This window comes from Cupriavidus sp. 01L415 (assembly GCF_056400065.1).
The window spans coordinates 1-17,817 of sequence record NZ_JBFTSP010000055.1; the positions used below are offsets into that span (position 1 = coordinate 1).

The following is a 17,817-nucleotide window of genomic DNA, read 5'->3' on the forward strand; positions in this document are numbered from 1 at the left end:
GTTTCTTCGCCTTCGCTGCCGCGAGCGTTGCATCGTAGACAGTTGCATAAGGCGCCTGGTAGACCCTGTGCACGCCTTCTTCTTTCGATTCCTTGACGGACTCCGTCGAAGCGCACCCGCAGCATACGGCGATGAAGCCAAGTGAAATGGACCAGAGAATCCGCATAAACACCCCGTCTAAGGCAGCAGTCGCGCTTTGGCACCCTCTGACAGCTAGTTGGACGTCGTCGGTCGTTCCTGCCCCCAATCCCCGGCGACGGTAGCGGGCACCTCCCGGCGGCTCCCTTGCCGCTTGCAACATCTCGGCGCCATCGGTTGAGTCAACCACTTTACAAGTGCACTTGCATGCCATGGTTAAACATGGCCTCGAGATACCGTTGGGAGTTCCTGGCCCAGCGTGTTTGGGTCAAACATTGAGCTTAATCCGACGTCGAAATTTTCGCAGCAATGCTTCTGACAGCAATAGCGCTTCTGGAATGGACTCAAGCTCCACCAGCGGAACGTCGCAGTGCCCCGACATACCAAACCATCCGGCAGTAATGAGCACTGCCTTGGTACAACATTGCGCGCGTGCGCGCGCCAGAACACTGCCAACTAGGTTGGTCGCAATATAGTGACCCCGAAACTGCTGCAGTACCCCGACGGACCGTACGACAACTGTCTCCCCRTATTGCTCAGCGCAGGCACAACCCACGACCTGTTCATTCAGCAGCGCAATATGAAAGAACTTTGATGGTTCTCCACTGATGTCGCTCGGCAGTCCACAACTATCGAGCACGTCCGCAATCGCCTGCCACTCACTCGCTCCCGCCTCCCGAATCAGCAGACCACTCATCGTCTTCAGTGCCTCCCTATATCACGCACAAATCGGGGTTCAGAATCCGGATTCCTGAGCAATGCGGTTTTAGCCTATCACCTCAGCTACTTGGTGGAACATCAGGAAAAGCCTAGTTCGTGTCCGTCGACCAAGGCTACAGTCAGACGCCGCCTTGCACTCACGCAGCGGCATCGAACGTGACCCTATGCCTGAGTACTGGCTCATGCCTCTGGAATCAGAAACTTCGCCCGGTGTTTTCCAAGCCAAGCCGGCGCACGACCTCGGCCTGACCAAGTGGCGCCGGTCTTCGGGTCCATATATTTTGGCGGCAATTCGGACTTTGCCTTCGTCGCAGGCTTGACCCTGCCGGCGCCAGCCGGTCGTCCACGGTGACGCTTCGTGGCAATGTCATCGACGGTGAGCTCATATTCTGCCATCAGCTTCTGGATTTTCTCGATGACACCCGCGACTTCGCTTGCGCGAACTTCAGCGAGCTGGGCTTCGAGAGCTTGCCTTTCCGCGATGAGCTGTTTGTAAGTCGCCATTTAAAATATCCTCTTCCTTGTTGGTGACTCCATCGTACAGCACGCTTCTGAGTTTTCACTGACTTTGCGAGTCGAACCTCTTCGTGAGAGATTAGGTACCTCTGAATAATCCCTTTGTGAGTGCTATGCTTCCGGCCCCTTCGTCGCAATCAGGAAGGGATAGACAGCCAAAGGAAGGAATCAATGCATCTTGTTTCACGGCTGGCCGCAGCCGCCGCCATTTGCTTTAGCGTCATCGCTCCGGTTCAAGCAGCAACGGATTTTGACCGTTGCCCGCAGTTCTTTGCACAAGGCGCTGTCCCGCAGCTCCGGAACGGACAAAGCCTTAAGCCACGCGCCTTGTGTTTTGAAGCATTCGCCGCGTTGCACTCCGGCACGACGAAGACGCCGGTCTATGTAGCTGAGCGGCTGAATGCAGAGCAAATCGCTGACGCCCAGGACGAGGAGCGGACCAACCGCTTCTTCGCTGATGCTCGATTGCCTCGGGCAGAACGCGCTGAGCTCGATGACTATAAGAGCTCCGGCTACGACCGAGGCCACATGGCACCAGCGGGGGATATGCCCAATGCCACGGCAATGGCGCAGAGCTTCTCGCTGGCCAACATGGTGCCCCAGGCGCCGCAGAACAATCGAAAGAGCTGGGCGGGCATCGAGAAGGCAACGCGAAAGTACGTCCGGCGCGCCTCGGGGGATGTGTACGTCATTACGGGACCAGTGTTTGGGTCCGCAGCACCCATCACAATCGGCCAAGACCAGGTATGGGTGCCGCAATACCTCTTCAAACTGGTGTATGACTCAACAACCCATCGAGCTTGGGCACACTGGATTGAAAACTCTGATTCCGCACGCGCCGGACGTCCCATCAGCTACCGCGAACTTGTGAAGCGAACTGGCGTGGAGTTCCTTCCCGGCGTCCCCTTGGCGGAATGACGCCTCGCCCTTGAGGATTCAACCGGTCAACGCAACGGATTGATGGAATCGTTCAGCCGGTGTATCGAAGTCTAGTGTTTTTCGGGGGCGCTCATTGAGCCGCCTCGCTACGGCATTGAGCTTGGCTTGCGAATAGCCATCGAGCTCGGCCGCCTTGGCGACAAGGTTGGGATACGCGTCGAGTATCGCGGTCACGAAAGCATAGCGGTCAATTCGCGGGCAGCACTGATTGCCGGCCTCAAGCGCCCGAAAGTGACGTTCCGCCAGCGAAACCTGTACTGCCAGTTTAATTTCGACAGGCTGACAGAAAATGACCTGGCGGCTTTGGAAGCGAAGGCAAGCTGTCTTGGGGACTACATTCTCGCGGGGCATCTGATGCGGGACGTGGATGAGGTGTGGGCGGAGTAGCTTGTAGCTCCCAGGTATGTCCGCCTCGCAGTAGACCACATGCTGCATGTACTCTGCATGTACTGGAAGCACCCCCATTTGCGCAACGGGCTGTGGGCGTTCCTCGCCGATAAAATCCCTCGCTTGCCTACCTGGCTGCCCTCAACTCAAACCTGAAGCCAAAATCGCCTTCTCCGCAACGCTGTATCGCGGTGACTTTGGAATACGCGCGCCCGCTGGGGAGCTCGGCAGCTCCTAGGTACCAACCACCTCCCACTCAAAGTCGTCAAATTCGTTCGTGCGATAGAGAGGATTCTTTGGCATTCAACATCACGATTAAGCAAAGCGCGAGATGCGCGCACCGCGGAGAGCATCGCGCGCCCATGGATGGGCAGGTTGAGGAAGTTTCCACCACAGCTTTCCTTCAGGTGAGGCTGCATATGGAATACCGCGATAGTTCATTACGCTATCGCCAGTTCCGGAGACCTCCCCGTTCTCGGTCTTCACTACCGCAAGCGCCGAGGCCGCTGACGCAGATATCACAAAAGCGCCCGCCACCACTGCTGCAACCAGTTGGGCCACCTTCATCGTTGCCTCCTCAGCTCGTTGTTATTCGGCCGTGATGTTTCCTTCCTTGATTACCTTCGCCCAGGTCGCAAGTTCCTGGGACACAAACTTTTCTAGGGCGGGCGGGTCCATGTAGGCGGCGAATCCGCCCTGCTCTTCGATTTTCTTGCGATAGTCTGGGCTATCGACAATCTTCTTGATGGAGGCCGAAAGCCTGTTGACGATGCTGGGCGGCGTTCCTGTCGGTGCAAACACGGCGAACCAGGATTCGACGTCGTAGCCCGGCAAGCCAGCTTCAGCGGAGGTTGGGACGTCTGGCATCGAAGGGTGACGCTTCGGCCCGGTGTAAGCCAGTGCTTTGATTTTTCCAGCTTTCACTTGCCCAATCACCGATGGAGGTGTCGTCACGAACATGTCGACCTGGCCGCCAATCAAGTCGCTTACAACGGGACCGGCCCCTTTGTACGGTACATGTGTCACCGACACCTGCGCCTGCTTCCCAAACATGACCCCGGCGATATGCTGGATTGAACCGTTGCCTGAGGAAGCGAAAAACAATCCTCGGTTGTCCTTCTTGCCAAACGCAATCAAGTCTTTGAGGTTCTGCGCCGGAATCTTTCCGCTCACTGCCACCACATGGGGAGCGCGCATCACCAGAGCCACGGAAGTAAAGTCTTTTGGCTTCCAGCGTGCCTGAGGGAACAGAGCTGGGTTGCCAACGTGATATCCCGAGTACTGCATGAGGAACGTGTAGCCATCCGGCTTGGCGCGCGCCACCGCCTCCGTTCCGATGTTCCCGCTCGCACCAGGACGGTTCTCAATAATGATGGGTTGCCCCAAGTCCTTGGCTAGCTGTTCACCAATGAGTCGCGCAACGATGTCAGTCGACCCAGCGGGTGCGCTTGGGACAATCATCGTGATTGGCTTGTTCGGATAAGCGTCTGCGGCGAGCGTCGGAAATGCCGCCGCCAGAGCGAGCGCCGTCACCGCGGCTTTCATGCTCCTGTTCATTCCTGTCTCCTAGTTATCTATTTGCCGGGATGAGCACCATCCCGGCGGTGGCGGCCCGTTACTTCTGGAACAGAGCTTCCATTTCTTTGCGCACGCGATATGCTGGTTGTTCGGTGTCAATCACCACGTCTTCCCAGGTCAGAGACTGGTCCTTGCGCACATCGCGACGCAGCTTCAGGTTGTGAGCCAGCCCCAACGGCAGGCTGCCGACGCGGAGCGACTCTTTCGCCGGGAACAGCTTGCCGAAGACCGTGTAGCCCCCCTCGCCGTCGAGCATTTCCCCCGCCTTCAGGTCCCGCTTCGCTGTTGCAACGACGTCGGCGTTGAAATGCTGAGCAACTCCGGTCGGTTCGCGACGCAGACCGACGCTCGCTACGGAGATGCCAAGTTCCAGGCCAATGAGGTGCCACTTCTTGTACTGCACCATGCAGCGGCCATCGGGGTCCGTGAAAACCTGGTACTCCTTAAAGCAGCGTCGGATGTATTCCGTCGGCGCCTCGACGCAAACCCACACACCCTTGCGGATGTCGTAGCCGACGGACGTGCCGTCCGCGTTGAGCGACGACACCACATCGACCACGCCCTTGGCGGAAAGGACACCACCATCGGACTTGAGCCGCATTACGGTCGGAATCTTCTCCACAGATGCCGGCGCAAAGGTGATGCCTTCGGCCTGCACCTGGAGACCCGTCGCGTTAGCGATTGCAGTGCTCTCGATGGCGGGCTTCGAGCCATCGAGGAAGGCGTTGAACATCTTCGGGTTCATGCCGCCGATGCGGGCTTGCTCGGCCGTTACGCCCCAGTGGTCCCACACGGTATCGGGCGTCGACTCCCGGAATTTCGGCAGCCACTTGTGACCACGGCCTGCCGCGATAATCGGAAAGCCGCATGTACGAGCCCAATCAACGAGTTCGCAAGCAAGCCCAGGTTGGTCACCGTAGGCCAGCGAGTACACCACGCCGGCTTCCCGGGCGCGATGTGCCAGCAACGGGCCGCAAAATGCGTCGGCTTCCACCGTCACGTTGATAACGTGCTTGCCGTGCTTGAACGCGGCCAGGCAGTGGTCAACAGCAGCAATAGGATTGCCGGTGCATTCGATGATGATGTCGACGCCAGGGTGAGCGACAAGCGCCTGCCAATCGTCGCCGACGTGGGTGGACCCAGTGCGAACTGCATCGTCCAGCGACGCTGCCTGGGCGCGGCCGGCTTCCCAACCCACACGTTCGAGACTGGCATGGGCACTTGCCGGCACTAGGTCAGCAATGCCGACCATGTGAACGCCAGGGGTACGAGGTACCTGCGCTAGGTACATAGAGCCGAATTTGCCTGCGCCAATGAGGCCGACACGCACGGGCTTACCCTGCTCGGCACGAGCGAGCAGTTGAGGATAGAAGTTCATGGTCAATCAGGTAAGGTTGAAACAGCGTCAGCCACGAGGCTGGGCGAGGAAGTCGAGGTCACAGCCATCAGGAGCCTGCAGCACGGTGCGCTGGTACAGCTCCTGGTATCCACCACGCTTTTGAGGCAGCGGCTTACGCTCGGCTAGGCGGCGTTCAATTTCGTCCGGTTCCACCAGCAAATCGATGGACTTACTCTCCACGGACAAGCGAATTCGGTCGCCATTGCGTACGGCTTCAAGCGGACCGCCGGCTGCGGCTTCTGGCGAGACGTGCAGCACGATGGTTCCGTACGCCGTGCCGCTCATACGTGCATCCGAGATGCGGACCATGTCCTTAACGCCGGCCTTCGCCAGCTTCGAAGGAATGGGCAGGTAACCAGCTTCCGGCATACCGGCAGCCAGAGGGCCGGCATTCTTCATCACGAGGATGTCATCAGCAGTGACATCGAGGTCGGGCGAATCGATGCGTGCCGCCAGGTCTTCCAGTCCTTCGAACACCACCGCACGACCCTCCTTCTCAAAGAGGGACGGTGTGGCTGCTGCACGTTTAAAGATTGCCCCGTCCGGAGCTAGGCTGCCGTGCAGCGCAATCAGGCCACCTACCTTGCTAACGGGATTGTCGAAGGTACGAATTACCTTGCGGTCGACCCAACCGGCCGGTTCATCGAGTCGCTCGCGCAGCGTGCGGCCGTCAATCGTTAGGCAGTCGAGATTCAGAAGAGGACGCAGCTCCCGTAGCACAGCTCCCATGCCCCCTGCGGCATGGAAATCCTCCATATATCCCTCGCCTACCGGCTTGAGGTCGACGAGTACGGGTGTTTCGTCCGAAATCTCGTTCAATCGCTGCGAGCTGATGCGAATGCCGAGTCGGCCGGCGATGGCCGTCAGGTGAATGATGGCGTTGGTCGACCCGCCCAGGGCCATCAGGACACGGAAAGCGTTTTCGACCGACTGCTCCGTCATGATTTGGGACGGCAGGATGGGCGAGTGTGCAAGGCGTACTGCGGCCTTGCCGCTCTCCTCGGCCGCGACCAGACGCTGCGAATCGACCGCAGGAATGGCGGCGGTGCCAGGCAGCGACATGCCGAGTGCTTCAGCAATACATGCCATCGTGCTAGCGGTTCCCATGACGGCGCAGGTGCCTGCGGTCGTCGCCAGCCGCGTTTCCACGGTTTGAATTTCGCACTGGTCGATTTCGCCCGCGCGGAACTTACCCCAGAAGCGGCGGCAGTCCGTACAAGCGCCGAGACGCTCGCCCTTATGGCGGCCAGTGGACATTGGCCCAGTCACTAGCTGGATGGCCGGGCGGTTGGCGGAGGCCGCACCCATCAGTTGAGCCGGAACAGTTTTGTCGCAGCCGCCAATCAGCACCACCGCATCCATTGGTTGTGCCCGTACCATTTCCTCGACGTCCATCGACATGAGGTTGCGGTAAACCATGCTGGTCGGATTGAGAAATACCTCACCCAGCGACACCGTTGGGAACATGCGCGGCAGACCACCAGCGGCAAGCACGCCGCGGGAGACCGCTTCAACAAGCTGCGGCATATAGCGGTGGCAATTGTTGAAATCGCTCGGAGAGGCTGCGATGCCAACAATCGGACGGGAGAGCAGTTCTCCGGAGATGCCCATCGAATGCGCCATCGAGCGGCGCAGGTAACGTGCAAAGTCGCGGTCACCGTAGTTGGTGAGTCCGTTGTCGAGGCCTAGTGGTTCAGCCATGTTACTTCTCCGTGTGGGGTGCTGCGGCGCTGAACTGCACGGCTAGCATGTCTTCAAAGAATCGGGTCATTGCGCCTTTGTCGCTGGTACCGTGGCCGGCCAGCAGGCTCATCTGATATGTCGCCGTGGCTGCGGCGAGGACCGGCATGGGGATGCAATGACGAGCGCCAAGTTCCGCGGCGCTGACCAAGTCCTTGTAAGCAGCTTTGAGCGGATACCCATCGCTGAAATGGCGAGCCAGGATGCGCGGCAGGAAGAACTCCGATGCGTAGCTGCGTCCGGTTCCGCTATTTATGACGGAAGCAATCTTCTCGGGGTCGAGACCCATGCGACGGGACATGGGCAGTATTTCTGCGAGCGCAGCGCAGTTGATGTCGAAGAGCAATTGATTGACGAGCTTCGTCAGTTGCCCGCTTCCTGCTTCGCCCATGTAAAGGATGTTGTTGCCCATACGTTCGAACCACGGCTTCACCGTCTCAAACGTCTTTTCCGAGCCACCGCACATGACGGTCAACGTGCCCGCCTCCGCGCGGGACTGCATACCCGATACCGGGGCGTCCAGAAACTCGATACTGGCCGCGGCGAGACGCGCATGGATATCCATCGTCGCGCCATGCTCCATGGTGCTGGTGTCAACAACGATGGAGCCGGGGCGAAGCTGCGATGCCAAGCCGCTCTCACCAAATAACACGTCGAGTACGGCTGCGGTGCCTGGCAGACTCAGAAACACAATATGGGCGTCGGCCATACCAGCCAAGTCGTCGGCCGTCGTCGCGCCAGCGGCCTGCAGTTCCGGATAGGCGTCCTGGACCTTCGACGTGACGTGGAGGTCGGTGTCAGGGTGGACAAGATTCAACGCCATCGGCTTGCCCATCTGCCCAAGGCCGACGAAGCCAACGATGGTACGGTCGGAATTTACTGCGCTCATGCGTCGGCCCTCTCGGAGATTTCAATCAGGTTCAAGTCCGGGTCGCGCAGGTAGATGGAGCGGATACGATAGTTCGCACCCGTACGAGCAACGGGTCCTTCGATGATGGTCGCGCCGCGCGCATTCAGCTTGCTGATTACGTCGTCGAGCGGAATAGAAGCGATGAAGCACAGGTCCAGCGCGCCAGGGACGGGGAGGTGAGCCTTCGGCTCGAATTCCTTCCCCTTTACATGGAGGTTGATTTTCTGTTCGCCGAACTTGAATGCCTTGCGGCCTTCACCGAATGTTTCGAGCGTCATCCCCAGCAGCCCTACGTAGAAGCCGACACATGCCTCTTCGTTGTTGGTGGTAAGGACAAGATGGTCCAAGTGGTGAATCACGGGTCGTCTCCTTCTTGCATTTCCGCGAATGAATGGAATGTAGTCCCGCACAAAGACGGGAAGGAATTCCTAAATCCGCATACATCCTTCGCATTTTGCGAAGGCATCAGGAGCGTAAGGTTGCTAAGATGCAGTCATGTCACAGGACCTAATCAACCCCGCTCGCGTCGATTTCGTCACATTGCGTCTCTTCTGCGCGGTCGCGCAAACCGGGAGCATCACAAAGGGGGCGGAGCGATGTAACTTGGCGCTTTCGGCCGCAAGTCGCCGAATGTCCGATTTCGAGGCAGCCGCTAAGGCTGTCCTTATGGAGCGGACGGTGCATGGGGTTAGGTTGACGCCAGCCGGGCACGTCGCTCTGCAACATGCGATGCGGCTTTTTCAAGGATTCGAACTCTTCAGCAATGAACTGAGCGAGTACTCGAGCGGCTCACGAGGGCACGTCCGGCTGTGGGCGAACATGTCAGCCCTGGTCGAGTTTCTTCCCTCGGCGTTGGAAAGCTTCCTTCATCTCTACCCTGAAACGCGTGTCGAAGTGGAGGAGCAGCTTAGTGGTGACATCGTGCGGGCATTGGTGGAAGGGATGGCCGACGTTGGAATTTTCGTCGAAGGCCCGCCGACCCATGGACTGAATGTATTGCCCTATCAGACCGACCGGCTGGTTGTCCTTTGCTCGAAAACTCATCCCCTAGCGAAAGTCGATGAAGTCGACTTTCGAAGCTGCCTCTCATATGACTTCGTGGGTCTGAACCGTGGCAGCTCATTGCTGAACACCATCTCCAGTGCCGCCCATGACATCGGATTTCCCTTGAGGCTTCGAGTCCAGGTTCGAAGCTTCGACGCCATGTCGGAGATGATTGCTTCGAATCTTGGCATAGGTGTTTTGCCGCTCGGCGCATGCTTTCGGAAGCTTGAGCCTATGGGCTTGAAAGCGGTTCGTCTCATAGATGCCTGGGCGGAACGACAGCTCCTCATCGCCACCAGCGCCGCCCGAGCGTTGTCAGGCTCCGCCGCACTTCTTGTTGAGCATCTGGGCAAGTCGCCAGATTGAGTTCCGCCGTATGACCGGCGGGGGCGGCGAGCCGCCGTTCGCCTCTTGGCGTATGACTCTTCCCTAACTTCAGCTCCCTTCCTGTGCTCTGCTTTCTCGCCAGAGGGTTTCCCCTATCTCGCGCGAATCAATGTATGCATTAAAGTATACGTTAATGCATGCATAGCCGCGAAGCTCTTAGCCTCGCTTTGAAGATGAACGCCAAACCATTGCCAGTTGCGTCGCTTGCAGACGCGGCATACGAAAAGATTCGCCAACGAATCCTCGATAACGAGTGGCCACCCGGATACAGAGCGCTCGAGCAGGAAGTCGCTCTCGCTCTGGGAATGAGCCGCACCCCGGTACATGAAGCACTGGTGCGGCTTCATGCCGAACGGCTCATTGACCTGATTCCCCGCCACGGCATGCTCGTACTGCCGGTTTCACCCACCGACATGCGGGAAATCTACGAGGTCTTAACTGCCTTGGAGTGCATGGCCGCGGAGCTCGTCGCTCGCAAGAAGCCCTCTGCCAATGAACTCGCGCCGCTGACCGTCGCTACGGATGAGATGGAACGCGCGCTCGAGAATGACGAGCTTGATGCGTGGGCGACTGCCGACGAGGAGTTCCACGTTGCACTGCTCGAGCTTGCTGACAACAAGCTGCTAGCAGAAGCAGTCATGAAGCATTGGGACCGGGCTCACAGGGCGCGCATGTTTTCCCTTCGCTTGCGCCCGAAACCTGTGATCTCGACTCGTGAGCATCGCGCCCTATTAGCGCGCTTGCTCGACGGCGACGCCGAAGGCGCCGCGCGCGAGAACCGTGCGCATCGAGAGCGCGCGAGTCGGGAGCTGTTGGCAATCTTCGAGCGATTCAAGCTCGCACATATGTGAGGCACAAGTGACTACCTACGACATCGCTGTTTTGCCTGGTGATGGTATTGGCGTTGAAGTGATGAACGCCGCCATGGAAGTTCTCCGCGCACTTGAGCCGCGCATCGGCCGCAAGTTCACAATGACTGTGCATCCTGCCGGCGCACAGCTCTATTCCGAGACCGGCAATGCGCTACCCGATTCGACGCTTGATGCTTGTAGAAAGGCTCACGCCATCCTGTTCGGCGCAATGGGACTGCCTCATGTGCGGGCAAAGGACGGGACCGAGGTAATTCCTCAACTCGACATCCGCTTCGCGCTAGACCTGTATGCGGGTGTCCGTCCTATCAAGACGTGGCAAGGCCTACCCGTTCCACTGCGCGACCCTCGTGCAGCCGAAATTGACCTGGTCCTTGTACGTGAAAGCACTGAAGGCCTCTTCTATGCGCGGGGTCGCGGAACCATCGAAGGTTCGGGCAATGACTCGTACGCGCTGGACACGATGAAGATTACCCACAAGGGCACTGCCCGCGTGTGTGACTTCGCGCTCCGGCTTGCAGAGCAACGAAAGGCCGCCGGACAGCGCGGGCATGTGACTAATGTCGACAAGGCAAACGTATTCACGTCCATGGCCTACTGGCGTCAAATCTTCGAGCAGCGCGCCAAGGACTTTCCGACCATTACCACCGAGAACGCTTACGTCGATGCCATGGCGCTTAACCTGGTCATGAAGCCGTGGCAATACGACGTGCTGGTCACCGAGAACATGTTCGGCGACATCCTTTCCGACCTCATTGCGGCCTTGGTTGGCGGAATGGGCATGGCGCCGTCGGCGGACATTGGTGATGACCATGCGGTCTTCCAACCCGCGCATGGTACTGCGCCGGATATCGCCGGTCGCGGCATCGCCAATCCGAGCGCAATGATTCTCTCTGCTGCAATGATGCTTGACTGGCTTGCTGTTCGTCATGACGACTCGGCACTTGCCGATGGCGCTCGTGCCATCGAGTCTGCACTGCAAACATCGTTCGCCAAAAAGGAAGTATTGCCGTTCGACTTCGGTGGTTCGAGTAACACGTCTGACATCGCCAACGCGGTTCTTCGCAACCTGTAAAGCTATAACGGAACGCCCAACACAAAACATATACCCGGGCGTCCCCTCCTCGCTCAGGAGACAACGCACCTACCGGTGCATCATTGAGGAATAGCAAAATGACCGACATTCGTATGTCGCGCCGGCAGTTCATTGCGCTGCCGGTAGCCGCTGCATGCCTAAGCATGCCGGCGCTACCCGCGTTTGCACAGAGCTATCCCGCTCGCCCAATCAAGATTGTCGTCCCCTCGCCGCCCGGGGGGACGACAGACTTCCTTGCGCGTGCAGTCGGAAACCGTATGCAGGGGACATGGGGACAACCTGTTGTCATCGAGAACAAGCCTGGTGCCGGCCTTCGGCTGGGCGCAGACTATGTCGCCAAATCGCAGCCGGATGGGTACACACTTCTTTTGGCCGCCGTACATCATTCAATCGCGCAAGCGGTGTACAAAAAGCGCAGCTACGACCTTGAAAAGGACTTAATACCCGTCGGCATCATCGCAGACGTTCCCAACGTGCTGATTGTGCCGGCATCGCTACCGGTAAAGAACGTGAAGGAGTTCATCGCGCTCGCAAAGTCCCAGCCAGGGAAGCTGTCGTACGGAAGCACGGGCAATGGAACAGCCCACCACCTTATCGGCGAGCAGTTCAATGACATGGCGGGAACCAAGCTGCTGCACGTGCCGTACAAAGGAAGCGCACCGGCCCTCACTGACCTGATGGGCGGACAGATTCAGGCGATGTTCGATACCGCGTCATCCTGCTTGCCTTACATCACATCTGGAAAGGTACGAGCGCTTGCCGTGACTTCCGCAAAACGGTCGGTCGCGCTGCCCGATGTTCCGTCGCTTTCTGAATCTGGTCTAACGGGATTCGACGTTGCCACCTGGTTTGGTCTCATGGCACCGGCGGGCACGCCGAAGGAAATAGTTGCGCAGCTCCAGAAAGAAACTGCCCGCATGCTTGCAATTCCTGAAATGCGCGAGCAACTTCTGAAGGCCGGCGCTGAACCCGTAGGAAGCACGTCAGAGCAAATGGGCCAGCAAATTCATGGGGAAGTGCAACGTTTCACCGCGCTGGCCAAGAAGGTTAACTTGGAGCTGGAATGAGCAGCTCGTCAACGAAGCTACCGTTTGTCGTAGTTGTCGACCTGGCCATCAAGCCAGAGCGAGTGGATGAGTTCCTTCCACTCATGCTGGAAAACGCCTCGTCCTCGCTGGCGCTCGAACCTGGCTGCCAGGTGTTCGAGGTCTGTCGGGCGCCGGATGACGCCACTCGATTCCTTCTTTATGAGGTGTACAACGACGAGGCGGCGTTCCGACAGCACTTGGAAACGGCTCACTTTCTTGCATTCAATCAGCAAACCGAGCCGTACACGATTTCCAAAGTGGTCCGAGTCTTCGAGCGCCTCGAGTCCTTGGCAGACCAAGCAGTCTAGTTACCAGACGCTTGCCTGCCAGCAATGTCCGGCGAGGTCCAATCCCCTGTGACATGTTCACGCTTCATCGGAGATGCGGAATCTTGCGGATTGCGTGTATCGGCTGCGGGGGTAGTAGCTCACCGTCACCTGGACCAAGGACTGATTGGCGTCGTAGTAGAAGCGTGTCATCTGCAGCGCGGGCTCACCAACAGGCGCAACCAGGATTGCAGCAAGCTCTTCGTCCAGGACTGTAGCTGTAACATCTTGGCGTATCTCGCACACCCGTATATTGAACAGCTTCTCAATAGTCTGATAGACCGGCGTGTTAGATATGGCGGGCCTTTCTTGAGCCGCAGCATAGCGTGCTGGCACGTAGATTTTCAGATAGCTCATTGGAAGCTCCGCACCCAGGGTCTTCCGTACAAACGTGGCTTCTGAAAGAAGGAGACCTGGATTGCATTCGAGCAGCTCACCCAGGCGCTCATCGACAATTACTTCGCGCGTCGACAAGGCGTGCATCTCTGTGTCACCGACGAACTGAAGCAGGTCCTCAGCAGAATTTAGCGCCTTAAACTTGCCTTGCGATTGGATAGGCTCACGGACGATGGTGCCAATCCCCGGATGCGACGAAATCAACCCGCGGTCGCGCAGCATTCGCAGGGCGAAGCGAACCGTTTGCCGGCTAACGCCGTAACGTTCTGTCAGTTCCTTCTCTGAGGGCAGAGTGGTCGCAGGTGGATATTTGCCGTCCTGAATTTCACGGGCAAGCATATCTGCAAGCGTCGAATAGAGCGGCTGCTGTCCTGCGGCGCGTACCAACCGCTCAGGCACCACTCCTTCCGTTGTCATCGGCATGACGTCCTGTAAATGAAGGCGCCGTATCTCGCCTGGCGTTGCGTCGAATCGGCGGCACACAAAAAAGAAGCGCGTATTGTCGCTCACTTGCGCGTACGACAGCCACGATAGTCGGTGCGCCTGCCTTGTGAACTCCATTCTACGGCCGTCACAGCGCTCGCATAGATATGCAGTGCGCATCCCACGGCTGCCAAATAAAGACTCCAAAAGTCACATACTGTGCTCGCACACTAGTGCTGCGCGGGTAAACCCTGATATCAATCGCGCGCCTCGTCTCATAATGTACGTACAGGCGGACAGCCGTACAGCCGTACAAATAGGTACGGGGTACGCGAAGAGATTTGGCGACAGGATGAAGCTTGCGGGCTTGTGCATTCCCGGCGCGACTCGACCTCGCCACGAAAACGACCACCAGAAAACAGGAGACATAAATGACGAATTCCCTGCGCATCGCGCTTGGCGCCCTAGGCTATGCCGTAGCCAGCCTTGCGCCAGCCCATGCCGCTGACCCAGCAGCCAACTACCCCAACCGTCCCATCAAGATGATTGTGCCGTTCCCAGCAGGCGGCACTACTGACACCCTGATGCGCCTGATTTCACCCACGCTCACCAAGGAGCTGGGACAACCCGTCGTCATCGAGAACAAGTCGGGCGCCTCTGCGACCCTTGGCGCAGATGCGGCGGCGAAGTCCGCCCCAGATGGCTATACGCTGCTTGCCGGCAGTGCCCACCACACCATCGCCCAGTCAGTGCTCAAGCTCTCCTACAAGTTTGATACCGACTTGGTCCCCATAGCCATGACTGCCATCGTGCCGAATGTTGTAGTTGTCAACAGCAGTGTCAAGGCAAAGACAATTCAAGAGCTGGTTGCCGATGCCAAAGCCAACCCGCAGAAGTACAACTATGGTTCCGCCGGCCCGGGTAGCGCGCACCACTTGATTGGCGAGATGTTCAAGCTGAAAACCGGCGCTCCGCTCACGCATATTCCCTACCGCGGTAGCGCTCCGGCCGTATCCGACCTGATAGGCGGCCAGGTGCTCATCATGTTCGACACGGTCACGTCGGCGCTGCCCCACATCAAGTCGGGTAAGACTCGCGCCCTCGCCGTAACCACCGCAACGCGTTCGAGCGCCCTGCCCGATGTACCCACGCTTGCCGAGGCAGGCGTAAAGGGTATTGACGTCGGTACCTGGTTTGGCGTTCTGGCACCTGCTGGCACACCGCAACCCATCATCGACAAGCTCAACGCCGCCATCGTCAAGGCCGTCAAGGACCCGGCCATCAGCAAGCAACTGCTGGCACAAGGCATCGAGCCCCGTCCGAGTAGCCAAGCAGAGTTCAAGGCGCTCATCTCCAAGGAAATTGCCGACTTCAAGAGCTTGGTCGCGCAGACCAACTTGACCGTCAACTGAGCGACCGCCCTTCGGCGCTGCCGGGGATGTCCCCTCTATTCCATATCTGTAAGCCAAAGAGCATGACAACACAGCAAGTCTTTTGCTCCGTCGAGAGCGGCGTTGCCACCATCACTCTGGACAACCCACCTGTCAACGTTGTGACCCTGACTCTGTCCCGCCAATTGGGTGAGACCCTGGATACACTGGCGGAAAACGACGATGTGCGCGCTGTCATTCTGCGAGGCGCAGGTACGAAAGCATTCTGCGCTGGGTCCGACATTGGCGAGTTCATTGAGCTCGACCTCATGTCGCCCGGCCAGGTGGTACCGAAAAAGCTCCAGCGCCAGAACGACATCTTCTTTCAACTGGAGAGCTTTCCGAAGCCGACCGTTGCGGCAGTCGAAGGCCTTGCATTTGGCGGCGGCCTCGAAATCGCCCTCTGTTGCGACCTGATTGTCGCGTCGGCAACCAGCCGGGTTGCCCTGCCGGAAATCAAGCTCGGCGTGTTTCCGAGCAGCGGCGGTACCGTTCGCGCCACGCGCCGTATCGGTTCAGCGCGGGCCAAGGAAATGATTTTCCTGGGTGAGCCGCTGGACGCCGCGACTGCGCTGTCCTGGGGTCTCATCAACCGGGTCGCTCCCGCGGGGCGGGCCTATGCAGCAGCCCAGGAGCTCTGCGCCACGCTGACCCGCCGCCCCCGCCACGCACTGGCCCTGTCCAAATCCATCATCAACATGTCCTTCGACGCCCCTGTGCACGAAGTCATGGAAGCCTCGTTCGCGGCCAGTGACAAGGCGTTCAGTTCGCCCGAGTGTGCCGAAGGCGTACGGGCGTTCTTTGCGAAGGAAACGCCGAACTACGAAGGCATTTGAAGCAAACGCCTGCTGTGTCACCTTGTATTAGTTGAAGGAAGTAGAAATGAAGCCGCTGGAAGGTCTCCGTATTCTCTCGCTCGAGCAGTTCGCTGCCGGCCCCTATGGTTCGATGTTCTTGGCCGATATGGGTGCTGAGGTCATCAAGATTGAGAACAAGGCGATTGGCGGGGACCCCTCGCGTCACATTGGTCCATACCATCTTGGCGAGGCCGACAGTTTGTTCTTCCAGGGTTGGAACACAAACAAGCGCAGCGTCGTGCTGGACATGAAGGCCGCAGAAGACCGCCAAGTCTTCGAGCAGCTCGTAGCAGGTGCCGACGCAGTGGTTAACAATCTGCGCGGTGACCAGCCCGAGAAGCTCTCCATCGACTACAAGAGCCTCAAGCATCTGAATCCCAAGCTCGTCTGCCTGCATATCTCGGCATACGGCCGCAACAACTCTCGGGAAGCCTGGCCGGGTTACGACTTTTTGATGCAGGCCGAGTCTGGCCTCATGGACCTGACCGGCGACCCATCTGGTGCCCCGACGCGCTTTGGTGCATCGGTGATTGACTACATGACCGGCATCACCGGTATGGTGGGGCTGCTCGGCAAGCTGCGTAGCTCTGACAGGACGGGAATCGGCGGCGATGTGGATGTCAGCCTGTTCGATGTCGCCCTGCACCAGTTGGGCTACGCTGGTACCTGGTACCTGAACGAAGGCTTCGTCTCGGGCCGCGTGCCCCGCGGTGCTCACCTTTCTGTCACGCCAGTACAAACGTTCCAGGCAGCTGACGGCTGGATTTACGTCATGTGCATGACCGACCGGTTCTGGGACTCGCTGCTTGAAGTGCTCGGCAGCCCCACCCTTCGCGCTGATGAACGCTTCCAGTCACAGGCGCTCCGGCTTACGAACCGGGATGCCCTGACCGTGGCGCTCGATAACGAGTTCAAGAAGCAACCCGTAGAGCATTGGCTTAACGTCCTGCGCGGCGTCCTACCGATTGCCCCGGTCCTGAACCTGAAGCAGGCACTGGACAATCCCTTCGTCGAAGAGGTTGGCATGATTAACCAGGTCCCGCATCCGCGGAAGGACGACCTGAGGCTACTTGCGAACCCACTGAAGTTCGATTGCGAGCGTTTGAGCCAGAGCCCGTGTAATCCGCTTGGGGCAGACCAGTCCACGGCGCTGGGGAAAGGCAGTATTTAGACCACACCCTACGCGACCGTGCTACGTTCTTTTTATAGCAATCCGACTCCCCTCATCCATGGTGCAGCGACAAAGGCAACTGCAGCAAGTCAAGAGAGCCGGACGTGCATTAGCCGTCAATGCTGGAGAATCTTGTCAAGGAAATCCTTTGTCCGTGGCTTGCGTGCCTTCACGTCGCCGAAAAAGTCCTCCTTACGACAGTCCTCTAAAATGTGACCACCAACGTCAATAAACACGACGCGGTTGCTGACCTTTGAACCGCCCCGGGTTTAGTGGAGGCTCCAATTCTTGAGAGAATGGAGCCCATGAGCAAGCAAACCAAGTTTTCCCCCGAGGTCCGAGAGAGAGCCGTACGCCTGGTTCAAGAGCAACGCAGCGAGCATCCGTCGCTGTGGGCGGCAGT

19 protein-coding genes and 2 pseudogenes are annotated in these 17,817 nt (G+C 58.5%); 10 read left to right on the forward strand and 11 right to left on the reverse strand.

Translation table 11 applies throughout. The features are described 5' to 3' along the window. Positions 1–406 precede the first annotated feature (406 nt). Both AC1DOX_RS30305 and AC1DOX_RS30310 read right to left on the reverse strand, forming a co-directional pair. Entirely contained in the window at positions 407–835 is a 429-nt protein-coding gene (locus AC1DOX_RS30305; RefSeq protein ID WP_441624617.1) for a GNAT family N-acetyltransferase, read from the reverse strand. A gap of 203 nt (positions 836–1,038) precedes the next feature. Continuing rightward, positions 1,039–1,362: an H-NS histone family protein gene (locus AC1DOX_RS30310; RefSeq protein ID WP_441624616.1), complete on the reverse strand. Its 324-nt coding sequence runs from the start codon at positions 1,360–1,362 to the stop codon at positions 1,039–1,041. A gap of 183 nt (positions 1,363–1,545) precedes the next feature. Here AC1DOX_RS30310 and AC1DOX_RS30315 point away from each other — a divergent pair, with 183 nt between their 5' ends. Next, the gene (locus AC1DOX_RS30315) at positions 1,546–2,292 is read left to right on the forward strand and encodes a DNA/RNA non-specific endonuclease (RefSeq protein ID WP_477101670.1); all 747 of its coding nucleotides are present in this window, start codon (positions 1,546–1,548) and stop codon (positions 2,290–2,292) included. Between the two features lie 18 nt (positions 2,293–2,310). On the opposite strand, the pseudogene AC1DOX_RS30320 reads toward AC1DOX_RS30315, so the two are convergent. Then, positions 2,311–2,433: pseudogene (locus tag AC1DOX_RS30320) on the reverse strand (IS30 family transposase); the annotation flags it as partial. On the opposite strand from AC1DOX_RS30320, the gene AC1DOX_RS30325 reads away from it, so the two are divergent. Continuing rightward, positions 2,386–2,700, forward strand: coding sequence for a PHA-granule associated protein 4 (locus tag AC1DOX_RS30325; protein ID WP_441624618.1), 315 nt, complete (start codon positions 2,386–2,388; stop codon positions 2,698–2,700). The pseudogene AC1DOX_RS30320 and the gene AC1DOX_RS30325 sit on opposite strands and share 48 nt — an antisense overlap. 315 nt (positions 2,701–3,015) lie before the next feature. On the opposite strand, the gene AC1DOX_RS30330 is transcribed toward AC1DOX_RS30325, so the two are convergent. From AC1DOX_RS30330 to AC1DOX_RS30355, 6 genes are read right to left on the reverse strand one after another with little or no spacing between them, the layout of a single operon-like run. Beyond that, a complete protein-coding gene (locus AC1DOX_RS30330; protein ID WP_441624614.1) occupies positions 3,016–3,267 on the reverse strand; it encodes a carboxylesterase family protein in 252 nt (83 codons plus the stop codon). A 21-nt stretch (positions 3,268–3,288) separates the two neighbouring features. After that, a complete protein-coding gene (locus tag AC1DOX_RS30335) occupies positions 3,289–4,257 on the reverse strand; it encodes a Bug family tripartite tricarboxylate transporter substrate binding protein (RefSeq protein ID WP_441624613.1) in 969 nt (322 codons plus the stop codon). A gap of 58 nt (positions 4,258–4,315) precedes the next feature. Continuing rightward, the gene (locus AC1DOX_RS30340) at positions 4,316–5,656 is read right to left on the reverse strand and encodes an NAD(P)H-dependent oxidoreductase (RefSeq protein WP_477101669.1); all 1,341 of its coding nucleotides are present in this window, start codon (positions 5,654–5,656) and stop codon (positions 4,316–4,318) included. 27 nt (positions 5,657–5,683) lie between these two features. After that, the gene (locus tag AC1DOX_RS30345; RefSeq protein WP_477112679.1) at positions 5,684–7,378 is read right to left on the reverse strand and encodes an IlvD/Edd family dehydratase; all 1,695 of its coding nucleotides are present in this window, start codon (positions 7,376–7,378) and stop codon (positions 5,684–5,686) included. Position 7,379: 1 nt separating this feature from the next. Next, positions 7,380–8,306: an NAD(P)-dependent oxidoreductase gene (locus AC1DOX_RS30350; protein ID WP_441624529.1), complete on the reverse strand. Its 927-nt coding sequence runs from the start codon at positions 8,304–8,306 to the stop codon at positions 7,380–7,382. Beyond that, complete coding sequence (locus AC1DOX_RS30355) at positions 8,303–8,686, reverse strand: VOC family protein (RefSeq protein ID WP_441624530.1); 384 nt, start codon at positions 8,684–8,686, stop codon at positions 8,303–8,305. Before AC1DOX_RS30355 ends, AC1DOX_RS30350 begins: the two co-directional genes overlap by 4 nt. Positions 8,687–8,822: 136 nt before the next feature. Between AC1DOX_RS30355 and AC1DOX_RS30360 the strand changes: the two genes are divergently transcribed. The 5 genes from AC1DOX_RS30360 to AC1DOX_RS30380 all read left to right on the forward strand — a co-directional run bounded on the left by AC1DOX_RS30360 (position 8,823) and on the right by AC1DOX_RS30380 (position 13,119). Beyond that, complete coding sequence (locus AC1DOX_RS30360) at positions 8,823–9,737, forward strand: LysR family transcriptional regulator (protein WP_441624531.1); 915 nt, start codon at positions 8,823–8,825, stop codon at positions 9,735–9,737. Positions 9,738–9,931: 194 nt separating this feature from the next. After that, complete coding sequence (locus AC1DOX_RS30365; protein WP_441624532.1) at positions 9,932–10,609, forward strand: GntR family transcriptional regulator; 678 nt, start codon at positions 9,932–9,934, stop codon at positions 10,607–10,609. A gap of 7 nt (positions 10,610–10,616) precedes the next feature. Next, positions 10,617–11,702: an isocitrate/isopropylmalate dehydrogenase family protein gene (locus tag AC1DOX_RS30370; RefSeq protein WP_441624533.1), complete on the forward strand. Its 1,086-nt coding sequence runs from the start codon at positions 10,617–10,619 to the stop codon at positions 11,700–11,702. A 98-nt stretch (positions 11,703–11,800) separates the two neighbouring features. Continuing rightward, positions 11,801–12,790, forward strand: a complete 990-nt coding sequence (locus tag AC1DOX_RS30375; RefSeq protein WP_441624534.1) for a Bug family tripartite tricarboxylate transporter substrate binding protein — start codon at positions 11,801–11,803, stop codon at positions 12,788–12,790. Next, the gene (locus tag AC1DOX_RS30380; RefSeq protein WP_441624535.1) at positions 12,787–13,119 is read left to right on the forward strand and encodes a putative quinol monooxygenase; all 333 of its coding nucleotides are present in this window, start codon (positions 12,787–12,789) and stop codon (positions 13,117–13,119) included. Before AC1DOX_RS30375 ends, AC1DOX_RS30380 begins: the two co-directional genes overlap by 4 nt. A gap of 57 nt (positions 13,120–13,176) precedes the next feature. On the opposite strand, the gene AC1DOX_RS30385 is transcribed toward AC1DOX_RS30380, so the two are convergent. Continuing rightward, the gene (locus AC1DOX_RS30385; RefSeq protein WP_441624536.1) at positions 13,177–14,043 is read right to left on the reverse strand and encodes a GntR family transcriptional regulator; all 867 of its coding nucleotides are present in this window, start codon (positions 14,041–14,043) and stop codon (positions 13,177–13,179) included. Between the two features lie 344 nt (positions 14,044–14,387). On the opposite strand from AC1DOX_RS30385, the gene AC1DOX_RS30390 reads away from it, so the two are divergent. The 3 genes from AC1DOX_RS30390 to AC1DOX_RS30400 all read left to right on the forward strand — a co-directional run bounded on the left by AC1DOX_RS30390 (position 14,388) and on the right by AC1DOX_RS30400 (position 17,414). Next, a complete protein-coding gene (locus AC1DOX_RS30390) occupies positions 14,388–15,368 on the forward strand; it encodes a Bug family tripartite tricarboxylate transporter substrate binding protein (protein ID WP_441624537.1) in 981 nt (326 codons plus the stop codon). Between the two features lie 62 nt (positions 15,369–15,430). Next, positions 15,431–16,222, forward strand: coding sequence for an enoyl-CoA hydratase/isomerase family protein (locus tag AC1DOX_RS30395; RefSeq protein ID WP_441624538.1), 792 nt, complete (start codon positions 15,431–15,433; stop codon positions 16,220–16,222). 46 nt (positions 16,223–16,268) lie between these two features. Then, entirely contained in the window at positions 16,269–17,414 is a 1,146-nt protein-coding gene (locus AC1DOX_RS30400; RefSeq protein WP_441624539.1) for a CaiB/BaiF CoA transferase family protein, read from the forward strand. Between the two features lie 116 nt (positions 17,415–17,530). Here the strand turns inward: AC1DOX_RS30400 and AC1DOX_RS30405 are convergent. After that, a pseudogene (locus AC1DOX_RS30405) lies at positions 17,531–17,668 on the reverse strand (amino acid ABC transporter ATP-binding protein); the annotation flags it as partial. Positions 17,669–17,817: the final 149 nt, after the last annotated feature.

What these genes read in the sequence shown, in the direction of transcription:
- AC1DOX_RS30310 (WP_441624616.1), bottom strand. Translation starts at nt 1,362, where the DNA reads ATGGCGACTTACAAACAGCTCATCGCGGAAAGGCAAGCTCTCGAAGCC.
- AC1DOX_RS30315 (WP_477101670.1), top strand. Translation starts at nt 1,546, where the DNA reads ATGCATCTTGTTTCACGGCTGGCCGCAGCCGCCGCCATTTGCTTTAGC.
- AC1DOX_RS30330 (WP_441624614.1), bottom strand. Translation starts at nt 3,267, where the DNA reads ATGAAGGTGGCCCAACTGGTTGCAGCAGTGGTGGCGGGCGCTTTTGTG.
- AC1DOX_RS30335 (WP_441624613.1), bottom strand. Translation starts at nt 4,257, where the DNA reads ATGAACAGGAGCATGAAAGCCGCGGTGACGGCGCTCGCTCTGGCGGCG.
- AC1DOX_RS30340 (WP_477101669.1), bottom strand. Translation starts at nt 5,656, where the DNA reads ATGAACTTCTATCCTCAACTGCTCGCTCGTGCCGAGCAGGGTAAGCCC.
- AC1DOX_RS30345 (WP_477112679.1), bottom strand. Translation starts at nt 7,378, where the DNA reads ATGGCTGAACCACTAGGCCTCGACAACGGACTCACCAACTACGGTGAC.
- AC1DOX_RS30350 (WP_441624529.1), bottom strand. Translation starts at nt 8,306, where the DNA reads ATGAGCGCAGTAAATTCCGACCGTACCATCGTTGGCTTCGTCGGCCTT.
- AC1DOX_RS30360 (WP_441624531.1), top strand. Translation starts at nt 8,823, where the DNA reads ATGTCACAGGACCTAATCAACCCCGCTCGCGTCGATTTCGTCACATTG.
- AC1DOX_RS30365 (WP_441624532.1), top strand. Translation starts at nt 9,932, where the DNA reads ATGAACGCCAAACCATTGCCAGTTGCGTCGCTTGCAGACGCGGCATAC.
- AC1DOX_RS30375 (WP_441624534.1), top strand. Translation starts at nt 11,801, where the DNA reads ATGACCGACATTCGTATGTCGCGCCGGCAGTTCATTGCGCTGCCGGTA.
- AC1DOX_RS30380 (WP_441624535.1), top strand. Translation starts at nt 12,787, where the DNA reads ATGAGCAGCTCGTCAACGAAGCTACCGTTTGTCGTAGTTGTCGACCTG.
- AC1DOX_RS30390 (WP_441624537.1), top strand. Translation starts at nt 14,388, where the DNA reads ATGACGAATTCCCTGCGCATCGCGCTTGGCGCCCTAGGCTATGCCGTA.
- AC1DOX_RS30395 (WP_441624538.1), top strand. Translation starts at nt 15,431, where the DNA reads ATGACAACACAGCAAGTCTTTTGCTCCGTCGAGAGCGGCGTTGCCACC.
- AC1DOX_RS30400 (WP_441624539.1), top strand. Translation starts at nt 16,269, where the DNA reads ATGAAGCCGCTGGAAGGTCTCCGTATTCTCTCGCTCGAGCAGTTCGCT.